22 protein-coding genes, 2 tRNA genes and 2 pseudogenes are annotated in these 22,093 nt (G+C 58.2%); 8 read left to right on the forward strand and 18 right to left on the reverse strand.

The genetic code is table 11. The annotated features are described in order from the left end of the window. Nucleotides 1–273: 273 nt before the first annotated feature. From GVL50_RS25480 to GVL50_RS25490, 3 genes are all read left to right on the forward strand, one after another. A complete protein-coding gene (locus tag GVL50_RS25480; protein ID WP_159815475.1) occupies nt 274–837 on the forward strand; it encodes a PBECR2 nuclease fold domain-containing protein in 564 nt (187 codons plus the stop codon). Nucleotides 838–1,092: 255 nt separating this feature from the next. Next, a complete protein-coding gene (locus GVL50_RS25485) occupies nt 1,093–1,500 on the forward strand; it encodes an MbcA/ParS/Xre antitoxin family protein (RefSeq protein WP_159815476.1) in 408 nt (135 codons plus the stop codon). Beyond that, a complete protein-coding gene (locus GVL50_RS25490) occupies nt 1,497–2,177 on the forward strand; it encodes an RES family NAD+ phosphorylase (protein ID WP_159815477.1) in 681 nt (226 codons plus the stop codon). Before GVL50_RS25485 ends, GVL50_RS25490 begins: the two co-directional genes overlap by 4 nt. 44 nt (nt 2,178–2,221) lie before the next feature. On the opposite strand, the pseudogene GVL50_RS25495 reads toward GVL50_RS25490, so the two are convergent. From GVL50_RS25495 to GVL50_RS25525, 7 genes and pseudogenes are all read right to left on the reverse strand, one after another. Continuing rightward, a pseudogene (locus tag GVL50_RS25495) lies at nt 2,222–2,425 on the reverse strand (DUF3077 domain-containing protein); the annotation flags it as partial. Nucleotides 2,426–2,799: 374 nt separating this feature from the next. Continuing rightward, nucleotides 2,800–2,875: transfer RNA gene (locus GVL50_RS25500), tRNA-Thr, on the reverse strand. A gap of 521 nt (nt 2,876–3,396) precedes the next feature. Next, a complete protein-coding gene (locus GVL50_RS25505; protein ID WP_159815478.1) occupies nt 3,397–4,632 on the reverse strand; it encodes a methyltransferase in 1,236 nt (411 codons plus the stop codon). Further along, nucleotides 4,613–5,302 carry an ABC transporter permease gene (locus tag GVL50_RS25510; protein ID WP_159815479.1) on the reverse strand — a complete coding sequence of 230 codons (690 nt, stop codon included), beginning with the start codon at nt 5,300–5,302 and terminating at the stop codon, nt 4,613–4,615. Before GVL50_RS25510 ends, GVL50_RS25505 begins: the two co-directional genes overlap by 20 nt. After that, the gene (locus GVL50_RS25515) at nt 5,303–5,995 is read right to left on the reverse strand and encodes an ABC transporter permease (RefSeq protein WP_007909165.1); all 693 of its coding nucleotides are present in this window, start codon (nt 5,993–5,995) and stop codon (nt 5,303–5,305) included. It lies immediately after the preceding gene. Between the two features lie 78 nt (nt 5,996–6,073). Then, a complete protein-coding gene (locus GVL50_RS25520; protein ID WP_053116574.1) occupies nt 6,074–6,823 on the reverse strand; it encodes an ABC transporter substrate-binding protein in 750 nt (249 codons plus the stop codon). Between the two features lie 13 nt (nt 6,824–6,836). Continuing rightward, the gene (locus GVL50_RS25525; RefSeq protein ID WP_159815480.1) at nt 6,837–7,610 is read right to left on the reverse strand and encodes an ABC transporter ATP-binding protein; all 774 of its coding nucleotides are present in this window, start codon (nt 7,608–7,610) and stop codon (nt 6,837–6,839) included. 554 nt (nt 7,611–8,164) lie between these two features. Here GVL50_RS25525 and gabP point away from each other — a divergent pair. Continuing rightward, nucleotides 8,165–9,556, forward strand: a complete 1,392-nt coding sequence (gene gabP, locus GVL50_RS25530) for a GABA permease (RefSeq protein ID WP_159815481.1) — start codon at nt 8,165–8,167, stop codon at nt 9,554–9,556. 70 nt (nt 9,557–9,626) lie between these two features. Here the strand turns inward: gabP and GVL50_RS25535 are convergent, their stop codons facing one another. The 11 genes and pseudogenes from GVL50_RS25535 to GVL50_RS25585 all read right to left on the reverse strand — a co-directional run. Next, nucleotides 9,627–10,079 (reverse strand): hypothetical protein, encoded by a 453-nt coding sequence (locus GVL50_RS25535; RefSeq protein WP_008080542.1) that lies wholly within the window; start codon nt 10,077–10,079, stop codon nt 9,627–9,629. A 6-nt stretch (nt 10,080–10,085) separates the two neighbouring features. Then, the gene (locus GVL50_RS25540; protein ID WP_053116577.1) at nt 10,086–10,499 is read right to left on the reverse strand and encodes a hypothetical protein; all 414 of its coding nucleotides are present in this window, start codon (nt 10,497–10,499) and stop codon (nt 10,086–10,088) included. A gap of 28 nt (nt 10,500–10,527) precedes the next feature. After that, the gene (locus GVL50_RS25545) at nt 10,528–11,502 is read right to left on the reverse strand and encodes an alpha/beta fold hydrolase (protein ID WP_159815482.1); all 975 of its coding nucleotides are present in this window, start codon (nt 11,500–11,502) and stop codon (nt 10,528–10,530) included. 68 nt (nt 11,503–11,570) lie between these two features. Beyond that, the gene (locus GVL50_RS25550; RefSeq protein WP_159815483.1) at nt 11,571–12,629 is read right to left on the reverse strand and encodes a YhcG family protein; all 1,059 of its coding nucleotides are present in this window, start codon (nt 12,627–12,629) and stop codon (nt 11,571–11,573) included. 175 nt (nt 12,630–12,804) lie between these two features. Then, nucleotides 12,805–13,146 carry a hypothetical protein gene (locus GVL50_RS25555; RefSeq protein ID WP_159815484.1) on the reverse strand — a complete coding sequence of 114 codons (342 nt, stop codon included), beginning with the start codon at nt 13,144–13,146 and terminating at the stop codon, nt 12,805–12,807. A gap of 79 nt (nt 13,147–13,225) precedes the next feature. Next, nucleotides 13,226–14,017 carry a TSUP family transporter gene (locus GVL50_RS25560; RefSeq protein ID WP_159815485.1) on the reverse strand — a complete coding sequence of 264 codons (792 nt, stop codon included), beginning with the start codon at nt 14,015–14,017 and terminating at the stop codon, nt 13,226–13,228. 336 nt (nt 14,018–14,353) lie between these two features. Beyond that, a tRNA-Phe gene (locus tag GVL50_RS25565) sits at nt 14,354–14,429 on the reverse strand. A gap of 103 nt (nt 14,430–14,532) precedes the next feature. Next, entirely contained in the window at nt 14,533–14,805 is a 273-nt protein-coding gene (locus tag GVL50_RS25570; protein ID WP_053116583.1) for an oxidative damage protection protein, read from the reverse strand. Beyond that, on the reverse strand, nt 14,802–15,869 hold the full coding sequence (gene mutY / locus GVL50_RS25575; RefSeq protein ID WP_159815486.1) for an A/G-specific adenine glycosylase: 1,068 nt from the start codon (nt 15,867–15,869) through the stop codon (nt 14,802–14,804). Before mutY ends, GVL50_RS25570 begins: the two co-directional genes overlap by 4 nt. Then, a complete protein-coding gene (locus tag GVL50_RS25580; RefSeq protein ID WP_159815487.1) occupies nt 15,866–18,088 on the reverse strand; it encodes an AsmA family protein in 2,223 nt (740 codons plus the stop codon). The genes mutY and GVL50_RS25580 overlap by 4 nt, the downstream gene beginning before the upstream one ends. Nucleotides 18,089–18,166: 78 nt before the next feature. Continuing rightward, a pseudogene (locus GVL50_RS25585) lies at nt 18,167–18,295 on the reverse strand (aspartate 1-decarboxylase autocleavage activator PanM); the annotation flags it as partial. Nucleotides 18,296–18,613: 318 nt separating this feature from the next. Between GVL50_RS25585 and GVL50_RS25590 the strand changes: the two are divergent. The 4 genes from GVL50_RS25590 (at nt 18,614) to GVL50_RS25605 (ending at nt 22,041) form a co-directional block, all read left to right on the forward strand. Continuing rightward, nucleotides 18,614–20,278: an OFA family MFS transporter gene (locus GVL50_RS25590; RefSeq protein WP_053116586.1), complete on the forward strand. Its 1,665-nt coding sequence runs from the start codon at nt 18,614–18,616 to the stop codon at nt 20,276–20,278. A 270-nt stretch (nt 20,279–20,548) separates the two neighbouring features. After that, nucleotides 20,549–21,142 carry an imidazoleglycerol-phosphate dehydratase HisB gene (gene hisB / locus GVL50_RS25595; RefSeq protein ID WP_042557195.1) on the forward strand — a complete coding sequence of 198 codons (594 nt, stop codon included), beginning with the start codon at nt 20,549–20,551 and terminating at the stop codon, nt 21,140–21,142. Next, complete coding sequence (hisH, locus tag GVL50_RS25600; RefSeq protein WP_053116587.1) at nt 21,142–21,780, forward strand: imidazole glycerol phosphate synthase subunit HisH; 639 nt, start codon at nt 21,142–21,144, stop codon at nt 21,778–21,780. The genes hisB and hisH overlap by 1 nt, the downstream gene beginning before the upstream one ends. Further along, nucleotides 21,781–22,041 (forward strand): DUF2164 domain-containing protein, encoded by a 261-nt coding sequence (locus tag GVL50_RS25605; protein ID WP_053116588.1) that lies wholly within the window; start codon nt 21,781–21,783, stop codon nt 22,039–22,041. Nucleotides 22,042–22,093 lie beyond the last annotated feature (52 nt).

A 22,093-nucleotide genomic window follows, 5' to 3' on the forward strand; every position in this document is an offset into this window, starting at 1 on the left:
GGTGATGGGGGTCAAAAAAAGTGCCCGGATCGAAAGATCCGGGCACTTTTTTTCGTTTGGAATCTAAGAGCTGTGGCGATTTTTCCCACCTTCGCTCGGCAGCAATCCTTCCCGATACCAGAAGCGTCCGATTGCAAATGAGGATGTGGCTGATTTACCCCACCGCCAAAAACAGCGAAATATGGACTTGTTACTTTGAGGATTTTGTTAAGGCCGAATCCATTGCAGTTAAGGATATTTCCGCCTAGCCAAGGCGCGACTGGGTGGGTACCAATGAATTTGCCAGGAAAGCGCGCTACTCCCAATCAAACCAATTGGATAGCCCTGGACTTACCGGACATACGCGATATCGAAGTGAGGTTATTGAATTCGAATGCTCGAGAAATTCCTGGTGCGACAAGTTTGGAATTGGCTTGGGAGCAGGTTGCGTTGGGGTTTGGGTTGTCGGAAGGCAAGAGTTACTCCGTGATACAAAAGCCTTACGTCGCGGTCACTGTCAGACGCGAATACCTACTACATATCGTCGAAAAAAGGCCCAATGCGCGAGAGCGCTTCACCGAGTTTGCATTGGATACCATTCAGAATCCCTTGGAAATCTGGCAAATTTCCTACGATGACGGTTCGATGCGACTGGCGTTCATCGGTGCGTACGACACGAAATATCAGATGCTTGTGGTGATCCACGCTGACTATGGACACGCTCTCTGGAATTTCATGAACTGCGACAAGAAAGCCTTGAATAAGCATCGCCATGGAATACTGGTGTATCAGCGTTTCCAAACCGCCAAACAAAAAAAGCAGCCTGAAGAGGCTGCTTTTTCTGAAGTAGGTGCTTGATATTGTGCTCCCTCAAGCAGGGGAGAAGAGGTCTCACCCGAGCGCTGATATTCAGGTCATCAACGGGGTTCCTAACGCCGACTATTGCCACCTGAAGGCAGTCGGTTTCGCGCTCTTGGGGCCGATTCTCTGTCAGGCGTATTGGCAAGTCAAACGAAAAATAGGCAATAGGAGTCCGCATATGAAGCGATTTATTTTTTTGGTTCATATGTGTACTAATCTTGATGTATCACATAACGAGTTGGTAACGATCTGATGCCTACTTCACCTCCAGCCCTCACTCCAAGCGAACAACTCGACGCCCCCGAAGCTGGCCGCGTCGCGCTGAAGTTCTTCTTCAACCTCATGGAGCGTTGGGGCTGCAGCGCCGAGCAGCAACGCACATTGCTGGGCGGCGTCGGCAACACCACGTTCTACAAATACAAACACCTGCCAAATATCCGTCTGCCGAACGACACCCTTGAGCGCATCTCCTACCTGATGGGCATTCACAAGGCGCTGAGCATCATCTTCAGCAATAGCCGTGAGCGCGCGTACACCTGGGTCAGCAGCCCTAACACTGCCGCACCGTTCAATGGCCAAACGGCGCTGGATTACATGCTCGCCGGACGCGTGGTCGACATCGCCGATGTGCGCCGCTACCTCGATGGTGTGCGCGGTTGAAGGCGCCCGATTTAGTTGATGTGCCGTGGCCGCGAGCCTATCGGATCGTCAACAGCAGCTTCCCGCCGATTGCGCTGTTCGAAGACGTGCTCGATCCCGAAGATCTGGAAGTTGCCTACGCAATTGAAGCGCTGACCAATGATCGTCTGATCGAGCAGGCCGGGGTTCTCGCCCGAGTGCGTCCCGAAGATCGACTCTCCGGCCCCGGATCGACTCCGGTGATGGCTGCGTTTACTCATATCGGCAAACGCAGCCGTTTCTGCGACGGCACCTTCGGCGTTTACTACGCTGCGAGCAGCCAAGCCGCGGCCATCTCCGAAACCTGTTATCACCAGGAACGATTTCTTGCGGCGACTCAGGAATCGGATCTTGAGTTGACCATGCGGACTTACGTCAATCGGGTGGTTAAAGCGTTACACGACATTCGTCACGATCATCCCGAACTGCACAATCCGGATCCTGAGGCTTATGAGCCGTCTCAGGTTTTCGCCCGGCAACTGCGCGAAACCGAATCGTGGGGACTGCTCTATAACAGCGTTCGATCGCCGGGCCATGAATGCGTCGCCGCGTTTCGGCCGCCAGCGCTATCGATTCCGAAGCAGGGCAAACATTTACGCTATGTGTGGAGTGTGAGTCAGCAGAAGATTTCGTTTGTGTTTGAGATCAGTCAGGTCTGAAACGCAAAAAGCCCTCGCATCAGCGAGGGCTTCACGTGGCTGATTTACATCAACGGCTTGTCCGGCGGCGCATCCATTACTTTCACAACATCATCGATCAGCGCCTTGCTCAATTCCTGCAAATATTGCGAGGCACAGGCGTGAAGATCAGGATCGCGCCCGACTGAGGAGTTCGCAGTGAGCAGTCGTGAAATGTGAAGCAAGTGGGATGCGTGGGAAAGGGCGGCGATCACCGGCACACCGCGATTGGCAAAACGAGGAGATCAGCGATGGTCGATGAACTGGAGCAATTCCAGCAGGGCTTACTGGAGTCTGTACGTCAGATGAAGGCGGTGAGGCCGCGCGCGTTACGTTGATGCCATTCTCTGTGGCGGAGGAACAAAGCGTCGAGGCATCAAGCGATATTGGATCGGAAAGCCTGATTTCCATTGAACCCGCCAGTTCAGGGCAACGAGAAATGCTGCTCATCCGATTACATATTTTTATGGGTACGCCATAATTATTGCCAGTTCATAATTTGGCATAAAGACGGAAATTTGAGCTGAAGCAGAAACGCTGCCAAAAATATAAACACCCCAGAAACAACAAAGCCCCTGCATTTCTGCAGGGGCTTTGTTTTGTATGGTGCCGGCACCAGGAGTCGAACCCGGGACCTACTGATTACAAGTCAGTTGCTCTACCAACTGAGCTATACCGGCGTGTGGGCGACGATTATAGCGACTGGATAATTTCTGTAAACCCCTGAATTCAGACTATTTTTGCATCTCTGAAAATCAGGCCCTGCGCAGTACATTTCGCAGCGCTTGCACCGTCCGCCCGATGCGACTGTTTGGCCGGGCGAATGGCTGCGCTTCTGCGTGTTCGGCGCGATGCAGGGCGGTCGCGAGGTGGTGTCGGGCGTCGCGTTCGCCAGGTTCAGACGTTAATTATCGAGGAGCCCATTTTCAGTCTTGGGCATGGGTGATAAGGCCGCTGAGCTTTGCTTTTTTTCGGCGGTTATGTCGTTTTGATTGGCGGCTTATGCACAACCGAGCACCGTGAAGACGTGCTTAGGCCGGTTTTTGTGGACGCGTTCTCATTTTGTTCGCAAATCCCTGTTTTATTGGTTTTTTCTTTATGTGAACAAAAAATGACCAGAGCTGTTTCAGCACCGAAACAGGCGTGGATATTGGATCCGAGCAAAATCCATCAACAGAGTTATCCACAGGCTGGCGGTAGGTTATTCGCGTTCGGCCAACAACAGGAAATTGCGCGGAGTCAGCGCTGATTCGCAGAAAGTGCCGAGGCGTACGACGTATCCCTGTTCGGCGAGGAAAAGTGCCCGATCTAGGTTCAGCCAAAGCTCCAGTGGTCGTCGGAATAATCCGCGCAGCAACTCCTGGTTGCGCACTTCGGCCAATCGTTGCCATCCCGCCGCTTCCAGTGCGGCCCAATCTGGTGTGCCGACTGTGGATAACTCTTTGAGGTCGGCCAGATCGCGGCAGTAATCGGCGAACGGTTTGTCCAGCCAAGCGCTGGGCAACGATGGCGTTGGCAAATACTCATCGACGCCACGCACTTGCCGTTGCAGCAGGTCGAAAGCGAGGCGACGGGCCATCGAGGTGTCGCGCTGACGTCGGACGCGTGCACCGGCGGTAACGGTTTCACTCATCGGCAGCGCCAGATCTTCCAGCGAGAGTTGTAGGAACGATGCCGATCCTGCGCAGGACAAGGCCTGATATTCGCTACGACTGGTGCGGTTGTAGCAGCAGGGCGCGATCGCCATTTGCTGGCAACCTGCGGCACTGGCCAGTTGCATCAAGCGCACATGCAGATCACCGCAGGCGTGAAGGGCGACGGGCGTGTGATTCGCGCTCAATACGGCAGAGGTGTCCGCCGCCAGTACATCCTGTTCCACGTGCAAAGCGTGCAGATGATGACGCTGACTCAACGCCTGTCCGCTGGCAACCAATAGCGGATCGTATTCAACGCAAGTCAGTTGCTGTCCCGAGCCCAACAAGCGCCGCCCCAAATGCCCCTTGCCAGAACACCAATCCAGCCAATGCGTCGGCCGCGAGGCAAAGGACAAGCGACTGGCAAACGCCTCGATCTGCTGCCACTTGCGCCCCGGTACATCGACATTCAAGCGATGCCCCGCAGCTTCCAGCGCATGTTCCAGCAACTCGCCAACCACACTCAACTCAGCCGACAACGCCGCCAATGAAGCGAACGGCTCCGGCGCATCAGAAAGATCAGCAGGGTGGTTATGAGCGTTTTCCGCGTCTTCCAGCGACCGCCCGCGTAGCCACAACGCCAGTTCCGGGTAGGACGCTTCCCAAGCAAGCGAAAGATGGGTGAACGGTCGAGGTTTCCACAGCGCCTGATGCTCAATCAAAAAAGCATCCAGCGCGGTGAAGCGGGCGAGTAAGTCCTCGCCCGTCAGCACGTAGGAGGAATCAACGCCCTTGGCAGGCATCGACGCGCAGCCAGCGCTCCAGCAGCTTGAAGCCGCGCACGAGCACGTAAGCCATCAGCAGATAGAACACGCCCGCGGCGAAGAAGATCTCCACCGGCAGATAAGTGCGCGCGATGATCGTGCGCGCCATGCCGGTCAGTTCCAGCAAGGTCACGGTGCTGGCCAGCGCGCTGGCCTTGAGCATCAGGATCACTTCGTTGCTGTAGGCCGGCAGGCCGATGCGCGCCGCGCGCGGGAGGATGATGTAGAACATCGCCTTCGGCTTGGACATGCCCAAGGCTCGCGCCGCTTCGATTTCGCCCGGCGGAATCGCCTGAATCGCCCCGCGCAGAATCTCGGCGATGTACGCCGCCGTGTGCAGGGTCATGGTCACGGTCGCACACCAGAACGGATCGCGCAGGTACGGCCACAACGCACTTGCACGCACCGCGTCGAACTGCGCCAAACCGTAATAAACCAGAAACAGCTGAACCAAAAGTGGCGTGCCACGGAAAAAGAAGATGTAGGCGTAAGGCAACGAGCGCACGTACCAGAGCTTGGAGGAGCGGGCGATGCCTAGCGGAATCGCCAGCAGCAAACCGGCGATGACAGCGATGGCCACCAGTTCCAGAGTCAGGGTCGCGCCCTGCGCCAGTTTCGGCAGCCACTTGATGATGACTTCCCAGTTCATTTAAGCGCTCCTCGCAAAGCCGCGAGCGGCGCGTTTTTCCAGGAAGTGCATGCCGGTCATCGCCAGCACGGTCAGGCCCAGGTACATGATCGCGGCGACCATATAGAAGGTGAACGGTTGTTTCGACACGGTCACGCCGATTTGCGCGTGACGCATGATTTCTTCCAGGCCGATCACCGAGACCAGCGCGGTGTCTTTCATCAGGATCATGAACAGATTGCCCAGACCGGGAAGGGCGATGCGCCACATCTGCGGCATGATCAGCCGGGTGAAGATCCGCCATTTCGACAGGCCCAGGGCCTGGCCGGCCTCACGGTGGCCTTTGGGAATGGCGAGGATTGCACCACGGAACACTTCCGTGGCGTAAGCGCCGAAGCACAGGCCGAGGGCGATCACGCCAGCGGCGAAGGCGTTGAGTTGCAGGTCGGGGTTGCCGAAGAACTCACCGAGGGCGCGCATCAGGTTGACCGTACCGAAGTAGATCAACAGCACCCAGAGCAATTCCGGGACGCCGCGCACGAGGGTCGAATAAGTGCCGCCAAGCCATTGCAGCGGCTTGTACGGGGAAGTCTTGGCCAAGGCGCCGAGCAGACCGAGCACCAATCCCAGGCACAGGGCCGTAAGGGCCAGTTGGACGGTCATCAGCGCGCCGGCAGCGAGGGCCGGGCCGAATCCGTAGAGGTCGATAATCATGGAATTCTGTTCAAATTGCGGCAGGCAAAGTCGGGAGCCGGCGCCGTTCAATCACGGCGCCAGTCCCACAGGTCAGGATCAGTAGATGCTGAACGGGAAGTACTTGTCGTTGATCTTCTTGTAGGTACCGTCGGCGACGATTTCCTTCAGGGCAGCGTTCAACTTCTCACGCAGTGGGTCGCCTTTGCGCACAGCGATGCCGATCTTGTCGCTTTCTACGACCGGGTCACCTTTGAACTCGTAGTTCTTGCCAGCGTCGCTTTTCAGCCAGTCATAGTTGGCATACTTGTCGGCGAGGATCGCGTCGACACGACCGGAGGTCAGGTCGAGGTAGGCGTTTTCCTGGGTGTCGTAGAGACTGACTTTGATGTCATCGGCGTAGGTGTCTTCTAGCCAGGTACCGGCCAGGGTTGCACGCTGGGTACCGATGGTCTTGCCTTTCAGCGAGTCCTTGTCGGTTTTGAAGTCGACGTTTTTCGGTGCGATGAACTGCAGCTTGTTCGAGTAGTACGGGTCGGTGAAATCGACCGCGCCTTTGCGCTCTTCGGTGATCGACAGCGAGGAGATCAGGAAGTCGAACTTCTTCGCGTTCAGGGCCGGAATGATGCCGTCCCAGTCGGACGTGACCACGCTGCATTCGACTTTCATCTTCGCGCACAGGGCGTCGCCGATGTCTTTGTCGAAGCCGACCACGTTGCCGCTGGCGTCTTTATTGTTGAACGGCGGGTAAGCCGCTTCGATGCCCATCTTCAGGGTTTCAGCCATGGCACCGGCGCTGAACGCGAGGGTGACGGCGGCGGCCAGGAAGACCTTTTTATAGTTCTGCATGCATGTTGCTCCGTTAGCGGTTGCTGGACATGAATTGTTTGCAGCGCGCCGAAAGCGGGTTTTCGAACACCTGCTGTGGCGATCCTTGCTCTTCTATAAGGCCTTGGTGAAGGAACACCACTTCGCTGGAGACCTGACGGGCGAAGCCCATTTCGTGGGTCACGAGCAGCATGGTGCGGCCTTCTTCGGCCAAAGCGCGGATGACACTAAGTACTTCCTGAACCATTTCCGGGTCAAGCGCCGAGGTGGGCTCGTCGAACAGGATCACCTTCGGTTGCATCGCCAGCGTGCGGGCAATCGCCGCGCGTTGTTGCTGACCGCCGGACAATTCCGCCGGGTACGCGTGGCGCTTGTCGGAGATGCCGACCTTGGCCAGCAGCGCTTCGGCGACTTCGATGGCTTCGGCTTTGCTCTGGCCGAGCACGCGACGCGGGGCCTCGATGATGTTGTCGAGGATGCTCATGTGCGGCCACAGATTAAAGTTTTGAAACACAAAACCAATCTCGGAGCGCAGGCGATTGATCTGTTTGCCGTCGGCGGCAACCAGTTCGCCATTCTTGGCGGCCTTGAGCTTGAGTTCTTCACCGGCCACCAGAATCTGGCCCTGGTGCGGGTTTTCCAGCAGGTTGATGCAACGCAGGAACGTGGACTTGCCGGAACCGGAGGAACCGAGGATCGAGATCACATCGCCGTCGCGGGCGGTCAGCGAGATGCCTTTGAGCACCTCAAGCTGTCCGTAGCGTTTGTGCAGGTTGCGGATTTCAAGCGCGGGCGTGGCCTCAGCCATGTGCGTTCCTCATATATGTTGCGCTCCAGCTGTTGGGTGGCCTTCCTGGCGAGGCGGCCAAGCTAGCATAGCGTTTCAATGGCAGCCAACAGCGCTACGAGCGGTTAACGGGTGGCATGTGGCAGGTTGTCGCATCGGCACAGCAGACTGTCGCCCCATCAACAACCGAACGGGTGTTTGATCGTGCAAACCCGTGGGTGTCGCGTAAAAAAAGGCGCGATGTTGCCAGCTTTGGCGGGGTGTTGGAAGCGCTATCCGGCCGAACGTACAGGATTCGCTCTTTTATTGTGCATCCCACACTTTTTCAGTGTGTTTCTGGTGCGCTGATTTGTCTTGAAAGTGAGTCGCAGGGTAACGTTCTGGCGAATAGCCATTAATCTCAAGGACTTGCGATGACCGTCCGGTCGCACGCAAAGCCGCGATCCAGAAGACTTTGAAACATTTTGGCGCATTTATTGCGTGCAGAATCCGGAACGCCCTGTTGGTTTCTTTTTACGAGAAAGAACACACCAGACAGGACGGACTGAATCGCTTTCCTCGCAAAGGTAGTTTCGATGAGCAGTACCCCAAGCTCCAATGGCCTTGAACAAGGGCTCAAACCGCGTCATGTGACCATGTTGTCGATCGCCGGTGTGATCGGCGCCGGTCTGTTCGTTGGCTCCGGCCACGCCATCGCTGCCGCCGGCCCTGCCGTGCTGCTGGCTTACGCCGCCGCCGGTACCCTGGTGGTGTTAGTGATGCGCATGCTCGGCGAAATGGCTGTTGCCTCGCCGGACACCGGTTCGTTCTCGACTTACGCCGACCGCGCCATCGGGCACTGGGCCGGTTTCACCATCGGCTGGTTGTACTGGTGGTTCTGGGTATTGGTGATTCCGCTGGAAGCCAATGCCGCCGCGACCATCCTCCACGCATGGTTCCCGAGCGTAGGCATTTGGGCTTTCGCGCTGATCATCACCATGTTGCTCACGGTCACCAACCTGTTCAGCGTGAAGAATTACGGCGAGTTCGAATTCTGGTTTGCGCTGATTAAAGTGCTGGCGATCATCGGCTTTATCGGCCTTGGTCTTGCGGCCATTTTCGGCTTCCTGCCGAACAGCCAGGTCAGCGGTGTGTCGCACCTGTTCGACAGCGGCGGCTTCCTGCCAAACGGCATGGGTGCGGTGCTGGGTGCAATCCTGACTACCATGTTCTCCTTCATGGGTACCGAAATCGTGACCATCGCGGCCGCGGAATCGAAAAACCCGGGCAAGCAAATCTCCAAGGCCACCAACTCGGTGATCTGGCGGATCGGCTTGTTCTACCTTGTATCGATCTTCATCGTTGTAGCGCTGGTGCCTTGGAACGATCCTACGCTGGCCAACCTCGGTTCCTACCAGACCGTGCTTGAGCGCATGGGCATTCCTAACGCGAAAATGATCGTCGACATCGTCGTTCTGGTCGCGGTGACCAGCTGCCTGAACTCGGCGCTGTACACCTCGTCGCGCATGCTCTTCTCCCTCGGCAAGCGTGGCGATGCCCCGGCCATGTCGACCCGCACCAACAAAAGCGGCACGCCTTACTGGGCAGTGATGTTGTCGACTGGCGCAGCGTTCCTCTGCACATTCGCCAACTACGTGGCCCCGGCAGCGGTGTTCGAATTCCTGCTGGCCAGCTCCGGCGCGATCGCACTGTTGGTGTACCTGGTAATCGCCTTCTCGCAACTGCGTATGCGCAAGCAGCGCATGGCACGCGGCGAGAAAATCGTCTTCAGCATGTGGCTGTTCCCGGGCCTGACCTACGCGGTGATCATCTTCATCGTCGCGGCCCTGACCATCATGCTGTTCCAGGAAGCGCATCGCGTGGAGATCCTCGCGACTGGCCTGCTGAGCCTGATGGTGGTGGCTGCCGGTCTACTGGTCGCACGCCGTCGCAAGCTGGAAAAACGTGGCGCGGTGGTGTTGAACTGATCCGTAACGCGTAATGCAAAACGGCCGCTGTCAGTGATGACTAGCGGCCGTTTTTGTTTTTGAGCGATGTTTATTCGCTCTTGTCTTCCTGTGCTTCTACCGACTTGCCATAAGCATCCAGCGCAACCCCGAAATCGGTGATGAACTGCGGTTCGCTCAGCCAGGCCTGGGCTTCTTCGATCGTTACGCCTTCGGCCCACATGCGGTAGTCGATCAGCATGTCGGCGGCCAGGTGAGTGGCGGCCATGCCTTCGTTGTCGGCGTTTTCCATGTCCAGCAGCTCTGGATGATCAACGATGACGAACGCCAGTTCGCGCAGCAGAGTCAGCAGCATTTCATTGCGGCTGATGGCTTCGGCGTCGCGCATTTTGCTGAACATCGCCAGGACGTATTCCGGCACCGGCTCGGCGAGGTGGTCGAGGTCTTCGTCCTGTTCCAGTGGCTTGCGGCCGACCATACGGATTTGTTTGGCTTTGGCCTTGGCGCGTTTGGCGCGTTTCTGTTGCTTGTTCAGGGATGCCATGGGAGCTCAGTTCTTCTGTTGGGTATTTGCGGCGATCGCGTCGGACGCCGCCACATAGTCGGCCTGGAAGGCCGGTGATTCGATCCACGCCAAGGCGCCGGCCTCGTCGGTTTCCTGCGACCACTGGCGATACTCGATCAGCGCGGCGAGGATGAAGTCCATCGCGCCTTCTTCGCCTTCCTGCTCATAAACCAGCTCCAGCAGCGGGTCTTCGAGGAACGCGGTGCACAGGGCCTGCTGGCTGATCTTCTCGGCGTCGATCATTTTCTTGAACAGCTCGGTCAGATCCACCGACTCGAAGTCGATACGATCGTCGTTCGGGTCCAGCTCGACCGGCGCTTCAGCGCGTTTGGTGCGGTTCTGCTTGGCCTTGGCTTTGGCCCGGGTGGCGCGTTTTTGCTGCTTGTTGGCGGAGGCCATGATGTGTTCCGTCGTGCGTTGAGAGGGCTCAGCTGCGCGGGACTTGCCGCCCCGGTGTGTCGGGGGCCAGTGCGCCGGTGTGCAGCCAGGTCAGAGCGATGGGCCATAGTGTGGCTTGGTATGCGCTGCGAAAAAAGGCGAAATGTCCGACTTGTTGTTCGCCGATGTCCTGCGGTTCGATGCGCAGGTGGGTTTTTGAAGCGTTGTTGAAGTAGCCGAGCAGGCGTTCGATGGCCGCAATCGTGCCGTAGGGATCGTCGCTGATGCTGATGGCCAGCGTCTGCGCGCGGACATTGGCGAAGGGCAGGGTGCCGGTTTTTTTCATCAGTGCGCGACCGCTTGGGCGCCCTTCAAAACGCGGGGCAGGCGTGCTCCAGTCGCGCACGACGCCCGTCGGTGTGTCTTCCAGCCAGCCGAGGCGTTTGCCGGGGAAGTAGCCGCAGAACAGGGTCATCAACGGCATCAGCAGATGCCATTTGCCAAACATGCGCCAGCGATGCTCGGGCGCGTAATCTCGCCAGTAGGCGAACTGCGCGCCGACAGTGACCAACCGTCGGATAACTCGCCCGGACTCTGCCAAGCCCGCCGCGCAACCGCCAAAACTGTGCCCGACCACGTCAATCGGCTGACCGGGAAACTCACGTTGCGCACGCTTGAGCATCGCCTCGAAATCCAGCGCGCCCCAATCAGTCCACGAAGCGTTCAGGCCTTTGATCGAAGCCTGTCGCGATTCGCCGATGCCGCGGTAGTCGTAGGTGATGACGTCGAAGCCATTGGCGAACAGATAGGCGGCGAATCGCGAGTAGTGGCCGCAGCGCACGGAGGTGGCGGCGTTGATGATGACCACCGGGCGCTGGGCATCGGGGGATGTGTGACGCCAGGTGAAACCGCCCAGCACATAGCCGTCGGTAGCCGATTCTTTGAAAGGCTCGCCTTGAGCAGTATTCAAAATCGGCGACCTTGACTGCACATCCTGCGTTGCGGGCATGTCCTGACAGCTCATGACTCTCGACCTTGACGGGTAAGCTGCCAACGATAGTCTCCGCGCCGCCCGGGAACAATCCGTAGGGTTTATTCAGTGGATTGAGTCAGCATGCGTTCTTCGATCAAGGCCTGTTCGCGATTGAGTTCTGCGCGCAACTCTTCTTCACTCGGCAATATCGTTTTGTAGCTGCTGGCGAACAGTTGTTCGTTGCCTTTGAGCATTGAATAGCGCGCCACCGAATCGTTGCTTTCGGCAGACAAAATTATCCCGACTGTCGGCTTGTCGCCCTCGCTGCGCATCAGCTCGTCATACATGCGCACATACATGTCCATCTGCCCGACATCGCGGGCGCTGAGCTTGCCGCGTTTGAGATCGATGATCACAAAGCATTTGAGCAGGTAGTTGTAGAACACCAGATCGATGTACAGATCGACGCCGTCGGTACTGATGCGTTGCTGGCGAGCAACGAAGGAAAAGCCTTTGCCCAGTTCGAGCAGAAAGCCCTGCAGGTGATCGATGAGGGCTTGTTCGAGACTGCTTTCCCTGACCTTGCCGGCTGACGGCAGGCCGAGAAACTCGAGCATGACCGGATCGCGAATGAACTCACGCGGATTGCATTTCATCGCTTCGATGTTGGTGGTGGCTTCTTCGATCACGTCGGCTTTGTCTCGACTCATGAGGAGCCGCTCGTAGTAGAGGGTGAGAATCTGGCGATCGAGGGCGCGGCTTGACCAGTTCAGGTTGGCGGATTCTTCCATGTACCAATGGCGCGCTTTTTCATTGTTCACTCCCAACAGCCGACGATAGTGGGTCCAGCTCAATTCGTGACGCAGTGCGTCACGAATTGGAAACGCCTGATAAAAGAGGCGCATATAGCGCAGATTTGATGCGTCAAACCCCTTCCCGAACTGCGCCGTCAGATCCTTCGCCAGCAGAGCCAGCAGTTGCTTTCCATAGCCCGCACGCTGGGCGCCCTGTTGCTCAAACTCGACGATATGCCGGCCGATCTGCCAGCAGGTCTGCACTTGAATCGTATCAACCGCTCGCAGCACTTTTTGCCGTGCCTGACGAATCAACTCGCCAAGCTCCCCCAGCAATGAATCGATTTTCGGGTCTTGCGTGTCAGCAGGTTTTAACTGGCTCATCGGGTCTTTCGCTTCATTGTGAACAGACGCAAAAGCATGCCCGGCGTCGCCGTTTGAGTATGTCGGGAGAGACGGTGAAATCCGCAGGAAGAGGCGATTGGTCATGCAGGACACTGCCGGGGAAAAGGACGTTGGCGGGCAGGGTCTGTAGTCCATTTCTTACGAGCGCCAAGTGCTACCGGTATTTACGCCGGGCCCTGCTCGCAGGTTTGCCGATACGCGTCAGTCGATGCCACGCCACCCCTGCGACCAGCAGCAATCCGCCAAAAAATCCTTCAAAAACGATATGAAACCAGTACGCGCCCGGTTGCCCGGCAAGGGTGTAGACCTTGGCCGGCCCGCCGCGAGTGGCGGTGGTGATGGTGTCGTGAATCAAGCCGTCGATGACCGAGTAGCACAGCAGCGCGCCGGTGCTGATCAGAAACACGCTGATCATGATCGCCAGTCCTCTCGACACCAGGCTTTCCCGAGGTGGCGGCGGATGGGGCAGGGGGATGCGAGTGCGTTTCTGGTTCATCGCGGGGATGACCCTCTTCCGTAAGGGCGGATCTCTGAGGATGGGATCGCGGGTTTTCATGGTTGCGGCGTGATGCTGCTCAAAACGAGGCCACTGCCTGCGAGAGCACAACGCGCAATGGGTTGCTTTCAACACTCAGCAGTTTGATGGCCAAGGCGCAGCAAACCACGATCAGCATCGGTTTAATCAGTCGCGGCCCGACTCGAACAGCGGCACGCGCGCCTAACTGAGCGCCGAAAAACGCCGCCAGTGCCATGGCAATTGCGACTGGCCAGATGATCACGCCTTTGGTGATGAACACCGCCAGCGAACCCAGATTGCAGGATGCGTTGGCGAGCTTGGTAAAACTCATGGCGCGCATCATGCCCAAGCCGCACAGAAGGACAAATCCTACGATAAAGAAAGAACCCACGCCCGGCCCGAATATACCGTCGTAAAAGCCCAGGATGGGCGCAACGGTAAATGAAAACAGCAGAATTCCTATTCGCTTGCGTCGATCTTCATTCGCCAGTTTTGGCGACAGCGCAAAATAGATGGCCACCAGAATCAACATGATCGGCACGCAGGCTTCGAGGTAGCGCTTGTCGATTGAGCTGACCAGCAGCGCACCGCTGGCGCCGCCAATGAAGCCACAGATCATCAGATAGCGACCTTCCCGCCATTCGATCAAGCCGTTGCGGGCAAAGGTTGCCGTGGCCGAGATCGTGGCTGATGCCGCCTGAAACTTGTTCGTGGCAATGGCGCTGATCGGATCCACCCCCGCCAGAAATAAAGCCGGCAGGGTGATCAAGCCGCCGCCCCCAGCGATCGCATCAAAAAAACCGGCGCAGAACGCGACGAGCGCGAGCATGCCGATGATGTCCCAAGACATTGTGTTCCTTCGTTGTCAGGTTACTTCCGTGTTGTAAGTCTGGTGTAGAGCGATGCGGTAACTCTTCCTCGCATTTTGCCAAAACCGAAGCGTCGTGTATGTCGTCCATTTCCGCTGTGGCCTACGGAGCATTCAGACAGGTTTGAGAGACTTCAGGGATGTGCGACTCCGGGCCTTGTAGGCTTATTCGTCTGATCGCGATCTGATGCTTGTTGGGAGGGGTAGATAGAGGGGGAGGGAAACGTTGTCCGGCGATTCCGTCGATATGTAACCGTGCCTTACCAAATCGCAGACATAAAAAAACCCTGAATCTTGCGATTCAGGGTTTTCGGTATTTGGTGCCCAGAGACGGAATCGAACCGCCGACACGGGGATTTTCAATCCCCTGCTCTACCGACTGAGCTATCTGGGCAACGGGGCGCATTAAAAGGGTTTTTCGGATTTACGTCAACGACTTTTTTAAAATTTCTTAAATTAATTCCGTCGCTTACGATCCGACCCCCGATTTCCGGGGTTTACTCTGCAGGCGGAACGTAGCCTTCGGCTTGAGCGTATTCCTCGCCGGAGAAGTACTTGTCCATTTCGCCCTGAAGATATTTGCGGTCTTCGGCGTTCATCATGTTCAAACGCTTCTCATTGATCAGCAGGGTCTGGTGTTTCTGCCAGTCGGCCCAGGCCTTGGCCGAGACGTGGTCAAAAATATCCTGACCTTTAGCGCCCGGGAAAGGGGCGCGTTCCAGGGCTGGCAGTTCTTCTTTGTACTTGCGGCACATTACGGTGCGGGTCATGGCGACTCTCCTGCATTCAAGACGGCGGCCGCGCGTTCGAGCAAGGTTTTGACCGGGGCGGCGAGGCCCAGGCGCGGCGGGGTGGCGAGGTTATACCAGAGCCAGTCGGCCTCGGCCACGTGATGGGCGGCCTCCTGTACCTGAACCAGCCAGGGTTCGATGGACAGCTGGAAATGGCTGAACGTGTGGACAAGGCTCGGCAGCGCCTGCTGCTCGCCCATGGTCAGCGCGTGCTGATCGGCGAGGTGTTGCAGGTCGTCGAGGTCGTCGAGTTCCGGCAGGCTCCACAAACCGCCCCACAAACCGCTCGAGGGGCGACGGTAAAGCAGAATCGCACCGTCGCCGTTGGCGAGCATCGGCATCAGCGTGCGCTTCTGCGGGATGGCTTTGCGCGGCTTGGGAATCGGGTAGCGGGTTTCGAGGCCGAGCATGTGCGCTTCACAACCACGCTCCAGCGGACACAGCAGGCAACTCGGCTTGCTGCGCGTGCAGAGCGTGGCGCCGAGATCCATCATCGCCTGGGTGTAGGCGTTGACCCGATCATGCGGCGTAAAGCGCTCAGCGTTGGCCCAGAGCTGTTTGGCCACCTTCGGCTCGCCGGGATAACCCTCTTGCGCAGTAAAGCGCGCCAGCACGCGTTTGACGTTGCCGTCGAGGATCGGCGCGCGCAGGCCCATGCTGATGCTCGCGATGGCGCCAGCAGTGGACAGGCCGATACCCGGCAAATCCGTAAGCTTTTCGACGTCGCGCGGAAACTCGCCGCCGTACTGGCTGACGACGATCTTCGCGGTCTTCTGCAAATTGCGTGCGCGGGTGTAATAACCCAAGCCAGTCCACAAGTGCAGCACCTCGTCTTCCGGCGCTTCGGCGAGCGCTTCGACCGTCGGCAGCGCGGCCATGAAACGGTCGAAGTAATTGAGCACGGTGCTGACCTGAGTCTGCTGCAGCATGATCTCCGACACCCACACCCGATACGGGTTGATGTCTTGCTGCCAAGGCAAATCGTGGCGGCCGTGGCGGTCGAACCACTCCAGCACCGCCGTGGAAAACTGCTCCGCTCTCATCGCTTGAACAGCCCCTTCAATGCGTTTTTCAATTCCGGGCTGACCTTGTCACCGAGTTTTTCATCGATCTTGTCGCTGAGCTTGTCGCCAGCCAGTTTGGTCGCGACCTGACCGAGTCGATCGTTGTCGACGCGGCAGGCTTTCGCGCCCAGCTCCAGCGGGCCACGGCAGCGCAGCGGCCACTCGATGCCGACGAATTTTTCGCCGACCTGACAGGCTGGATCCGGCATCGCACTGGTGTCGCCTTCGACGATGATGCCGACGCGGTAATCCATGCCGAGCACGCGCAAATCGATGTCGCCGTCACCGTTGACGGTCATGCCGGGGATGCGCACTTTCAGATCCGGGTTGCTGGCGATGCCGTTGCGGAAGGTCAGGTTGCCCTTGAGTTCCTGGAATGGCGTGTCTTTGCCGCGTGGCTCGCCGCTGAGGGTTTTGCGGTTGAGCGTGGCGATGCCTTTGCACAATTGCTGTTCAAGGTTGGCGTTGAGCAGCACGCCGTTGTTGATCACGAAACTGGCGTTGCCGTTGAGGCTTTCGATCAGCGCTTGCTGGCTGTTGCCGTTGCCGGTGACGTTACTGGTGAGCGTCACCAGACCTTTCACCGGCGGGTTTTTGCCTTGGCTTTCGAGGATTTTATCGACCGGCACGCGGTTGAGCTTGGTCTGCAAATTCAGCACGGGCGCGGTTTGGCGGACATCAAGGGTGCCATTGGCGGCGAAGTTGCCGTTGTACAGATCACCGCTCAGATTGGTCAGGGTCAGCAAGCCGCCCTGGCCGGTGGCTTTCAGTGCGGCGTTCTGGATCGGCAATTTGTCGAGGGTCAGTTGGCCGAAGGTCAGATCGGCGTCCACATCGAGCTTGGCCAGACGTTCCACCGGCAACAGGCGATCGGTGCTCCACGCGGTTTTGGTCGGCTTGTCCGGCAGCGGCGTACTGCCGGCGCCGGCCATGGCATCGGCCTCGGTGCTGGCGACTTCGGCCTGACGTACTTGCGTGGCGTTGGCGGCTTTTTCCGATTTCGGCGGCAAGTAGCGGTCGACGTTGAAGGTGTCAGCCTTGAGGATCGCGCGCAGCGATTGCTTGGCGAAATCCTCGACGGCGATGCGGCCGCTGAAGCTGCTGTCGTCGACTTTCAGGTTGATGTTGTCGAACGCGACGCTGGTTGGCGTGGCGGCAATGCGGCTGACCAGTTCGACTTTGCTCAGGCTGCCGGCGGCCATCGCTGGAAGTGTCTGGCCGATGCTGTCGACGAATTTCGCCAGATCGAACTGAGCGATGGAGAGGCCGCCAGTGATCTGTGGAGTCTTGTCGAGATCGTTGGCTTTCAGTTCGCCCAAGGCGCGCAATTGGTTAGCGGAGATCTTGATCCCCGTCCATTCGGCGACGTTCGCGGCTTTATCCAGCGAAACCTGGCCTTGAGCCGAGAAGGTCATGGCCTTGCCTTGCAGCGGATCACCAGTCAGTTCGCCGGACAATTTCATGTCTTCGAACCTGTAGCGTTGCAGCGCGCGCTCGATGCGCAATTCGCCGTTCAGCTCGGTGCGCACCCGCAGCATCGGCTGGTTGGTGCTGAGGAAAGCGGTGGCCTTCAACGGAATATTGGTCGAATCGTGAACCGCGCCGGTGCTCAACTGGATGCTTTCGGCGCTGAACTGCTTGCCGGTCTTCTCGTCGTTGTATTCAACGCGGGCGTTGTTGACGGTCAGGCTGTCGATGTCGAGGCGGATTGGCTGAGGTGGTTTTTCCGCTGCTGGCGGGGTTTCGCTGGCCGGTTGACTGGCAACGGCGGGCGGCGTTGCACCGGCAGGCTGCGGCAGCTTGCCGATGTCTTCCCAGTTGCCATGACCGTCCTTGTCGCGGTTCAGGCGCAGGTTCAGGCCTTCGACGCGCACGTCGCTCATCTGCACTTCACGGCGCAGCAGCGGCAGCACACGCACGGACAGGCCGAGCATCTGCAAATCGGCAAACGGTTCGGCCGGTTTGATCAGGGTGGCGACGCTGGCCTCGTGCAATTCCAGGCCGAGCCACGGGAACAGGCTCCAGCCGATATCGCCATTGAGCGTCAGCTCGATGTGGGCCTTGTCGCGGGCTATCTGGCGGATCTCGTCTTTATAGTCGTTGGGATCGAAGAGGTGGGTCAGGGCAAAGCCTGCCGCCACGATGATCAGCAACAGCCCGAGAAGTACCAGACCCAGGATTTTGCCGAACGCTTTCATGGGCGAGTCCTTGTAATTAGTCGAATTCGTAATTTAGCCGGGGAGTATAGCGCTGCAAATGCCCGGTTCGGTGTGGCGTCATGTTGCCAGTACCGCCAATGGCGCGTGCAACTTCGCCGCGATGGCCAGAGCTTCAGGATGTCCGGCAGGTGCCAGCAGGCGCAGTTCGGCCCCCGCTTGCGACGCCATTTTCTGCGCTTGGTTCACCCATCATTCAGCAAAAATTGCCCCGTGTAGGAGCTGCGGAACGCTGCGATCTTTTGATGTTTTTCATAAACAGGATCAAAAGATCGCAGCCTTCGGCAGCTCCTACACAGGTGTAGAGATCAGGTGACATGAAAAAGGTGATATCAGTTTGGTTTTTCTGTCACCTGCAAATGGTAACCTTTGCCCCGTTCGTCCGTCCCTCTGCGACTTAACGTCGCGCCTTCAAGGAGCTTCACCCAAAAAACGGTCATGCCTGCGTGCATAAGGCCGAGGGTGAACAGTGGCTGGCGAACCATACTAATAATTGGGGGATACACAATGAGCACGAGCATTACGGCGGACGGCCTCAGCGCCGCCCAGCCTGCGTTCCTCTCCAAGGAGCGCATCATCGCCAAGCCCGGTTTCAACCGTTGGCTGGTTCCACCGGCCGCGTTGGCCATCCACTTGTGCATCGGCATGGCCTACGGTTTCTCGGTGTTCTGGTTGCCGCTGTCCAAGGCGCTGGGCGTCACCGCGCCAGTGACCTGCGCGCCGGACATGAGCTTCATCGCACAAGTGTTTTCGTCGCAATGCGACTGGCCGATCTCCATGCTCGGCTGGATCTACACGCTGTTCTTCATCTTCCTCGGTTGCTCGGCAGCGATCTGGGGTGGCTGGCTTGAGCACGCAGGGCCGCGTAAGGCTGGCGTTGTATCGGCACTGTGCTGGTGCGGCGGTCTGCTGATTTCGGCGCTGGGTATTTATACCCACCAGATCTGGCTGATGTGGATTGGCTCGGGCGTGATTGGCGGTATCGGTCTCGGTCTGGGCTACATCTCGCCGGTCTCGACCCTGATCAAGTGGTTCCCGGACAAGCGCGGCATGGCGACCGGCATGGCAATCATGGGCTTCGGTGGCGGCGCGATGGTCGGTGCACCGTTGGCGACTGCGCTGATGAGCCACTTCGGCTCGGCTGAAGGTGTTGGCGTCTGGCAGAGCTTCGTGGCCATGGCCGCGATCTACTTTGTGTTCATGATCGGTGGCGCTCTGTCGTACCGCGTGCCGCCAACCGGCTGGAAACCTGAAGGCTGGACTGCGCCGGCGAAAAAAGCCGCAAACGCGATGATCACCAATCGTCACGTGCACGTGAATGTGGCGTGGAAAACCCCGCAATTCCGTCTGGTCTGGCTGGTACTGTGCCTGAACGTTTCTGCCGGTATCGGCATCCTCGGCATGGCGTCGCCACTGTTGCAGGAAGTGTTCGGCGGCAAGCTGCTGGGCGTTGACGTGCCGTTTGGTCAGCTCGATGCGGGTCAGTTGGCTTCGATCGCTGCGATCGCTGCGGGCTTCACCGGTTTGCTGAGCCTGTTCAACATCGGTGGTCGTTTCTTCTGGGCTTCGTTCTCGGACTACCTGGGCCGCAAAAACACCTACTTCGTGTTCTTCGCCCTGGGTTTTGCCCTGTACGCGCTGATTCCGAACATGGGCCATTTGGGCAACGTTGCGCTGTTCGTGGCGGCGTTTTGCATCATTCTGTCGATGTACGGCGGTGGTTTCGCGACGGTTCCAGCGTATCTGGCTGACCTGTTCGGTACGCAAATGGTTGGCGCGATCCACGGTCGTCTGCTGACTGCCTGGGCGGCGGCTGGTGTGCTCGGCCCGGTGCTGGTGAACTACCTGCGTGAATATCAGCTGAGCATCGGCGTTGAACGCGCTGCCGCTTACGACATCACTTTGTACATCCTCGCCGGCCTGCTGGTGTTGGGCTTCCTGTGCAACATGCTGGTTCGTCCGGTGGCCGACAAGTACTTCATGACCGACGCTGAACTGGCCGCCGAACAGGCGCTGGGTCACGACAAAGGTGCTGATGCCAGCACGGTTCTGGAGTGGAAAGCCGCGCCGGGCAGCAAGCCGCTGGCGATTGCTGCTTGGTTGGCCGTGGGTATTCCGTTGGCGTGGGGTGTGTGGGTAACCCTGCAGAAAACGGCGGTACTGTTTCACTAAGGTCACCTGTACCTGATCGTTCCCACGCTCTGCGTGGGAATGCCTCCCGTGACGCTCTGCGTCACATTCGAAGCGGACGCAGAGCGTCCCGGGCTGCACTCCCACGCAGAGCGTGGGAGCGATCATTGCCCTTTATGGCTTGTATGGACATGTCTACCCGCGACAGCCGGGCGTTCTATCCGTCAGCCATATCACCTCTCGTGTTTCTGTTTGCGCCCCGCGTGCCTATAATGGCTGCCTTTTTCGCCCAATGATTTTGCGGAGCTGGTGATGGCCGAACGTAAGGCTTCTGTCGAGCGCGACACTCTGGAAACCCAGATCAAAGCCTCGATCAACCTTGATGGCACCGGAAAGGCCCGATTCGATATCGGTGTTCCTTTTCTTGAGCACATGCTGGATCAGATCGCCCGTCACGGGTTGATCGACCTGGATATTGAATGCAAGGGCGATCTGCATATCGACGACCACCATACGGTGGAAGACGTCGGTATCACCCTCGGCCAGGCATTTGCCAAAGCCATCGGCGATAAAAAAGGCATCCGTCGCTACGGTCATGCTTACGTGCCGCTCGATGAAGCGCTGTCACGCGTGGTCATCGACTTCTCCGGTCGCCCAGGCCTGCAGATGCACGTGCCGTACACCCGCGCCACCGTCGGTGGTTTCGACGTTGACCTGTTCCAGGAATTCTTCCAGGGCTTCGTCAACCATGCGTTGGTCAGCATGCACATCGATAACCTGCGCGGCACCAACACCCACCACCAGATCGAAACCGTGTTCAAGGCTTTCGGCCGCGCGCTGCGCATGGCCGTCGAGCTGGATGAGCGCATGGCCGGGCAAATGCCATCGACCAAAGGCGTTCTGTAATGCAGACGGTTGCAGTTATCGATTACGGCATGGGCAACCTGCACTCGGTGGCCAAAGCCCTCGAGCACGTCGGCGCCGGTAAAGTGCTGATCACCAGCGATGCGGCAGTGATTCGTGAAGCGGATCGCGTGGTGTTCCCCGGTGTTGGTGCGATTCGCGATTGCATGGCTGAAATCCGTCGCCTCGGTTTCGACTCGTTGGTGCGTGAAGTCAGCCAGGATCGTCCGTTCCTCGGCATCTGTGTCGGCATGCAAGCCTTGCTCGACAGCAGTGAAGAGAACGATGGCGTTGACTGCATCGGCCTGTTTCCGGGCGCAGTGAAGTTCTTCGGTAAAGACCTGCACGAAGACGGCGAACACCTGAAAGTCCCGCACATGGGCTGGAACGAAGTGCAGCAGAAGGTCAGCCACCCGCTGTGGCATGACATTCCGGACATGGCGCGTTTCTACTTCGTGCACAGCTACTACATCGCTGCCGCCAATGCGCGGCAAGTGGTCGGCGGCGGTCATTACGGCGTCGATTTCGCTGCGGCGCTGGCCGATGGCTCGCGCTTCGCCGTGCAGTTCCACCCGGAGAAAAGCCATACCCATGGCCTGCAGTTGCTGCAGAACTTCGCGGCGTGGGACGGTCGCTGGTAAATGGCTGCCAAGAAAACCAAACCGCCGATTCTGACCCTCACTCCCGAACAGGAGAACGAGGCCAATCGCAAGATTCAGCGGTTCATGGAAGACCGTTTCGAACTCGATCTGGGATCGTTCGAAGCGGGTGAAATTCTTGAGCTGTTTACCCGCGAAATTGCTCCGCACTATTACAACAGGGCGATTTTCGATGTTCAGACCCACCTCAAAGAGCGGTTTGAAAGCATCGAAAGCGACCTGTGGGCGCTCGAAAAAAATTAGGAGCAGCTGCAAGCCGCAAGCTTCAAGCTGCAAGAACTGGTACGCCGCATGC

The sequence above is a fragment of the Pseudomonas sp. 18058 genome (assembly GCF_902706155.1).
Classification (GTDB): domain Bacteria; phylum Pseudomonadota; class Gammaproteobacteria; order Pseudomonadales; family Pseudomonadaceae; genus Aquipseudomonas; species Aquipseudomonas rustica.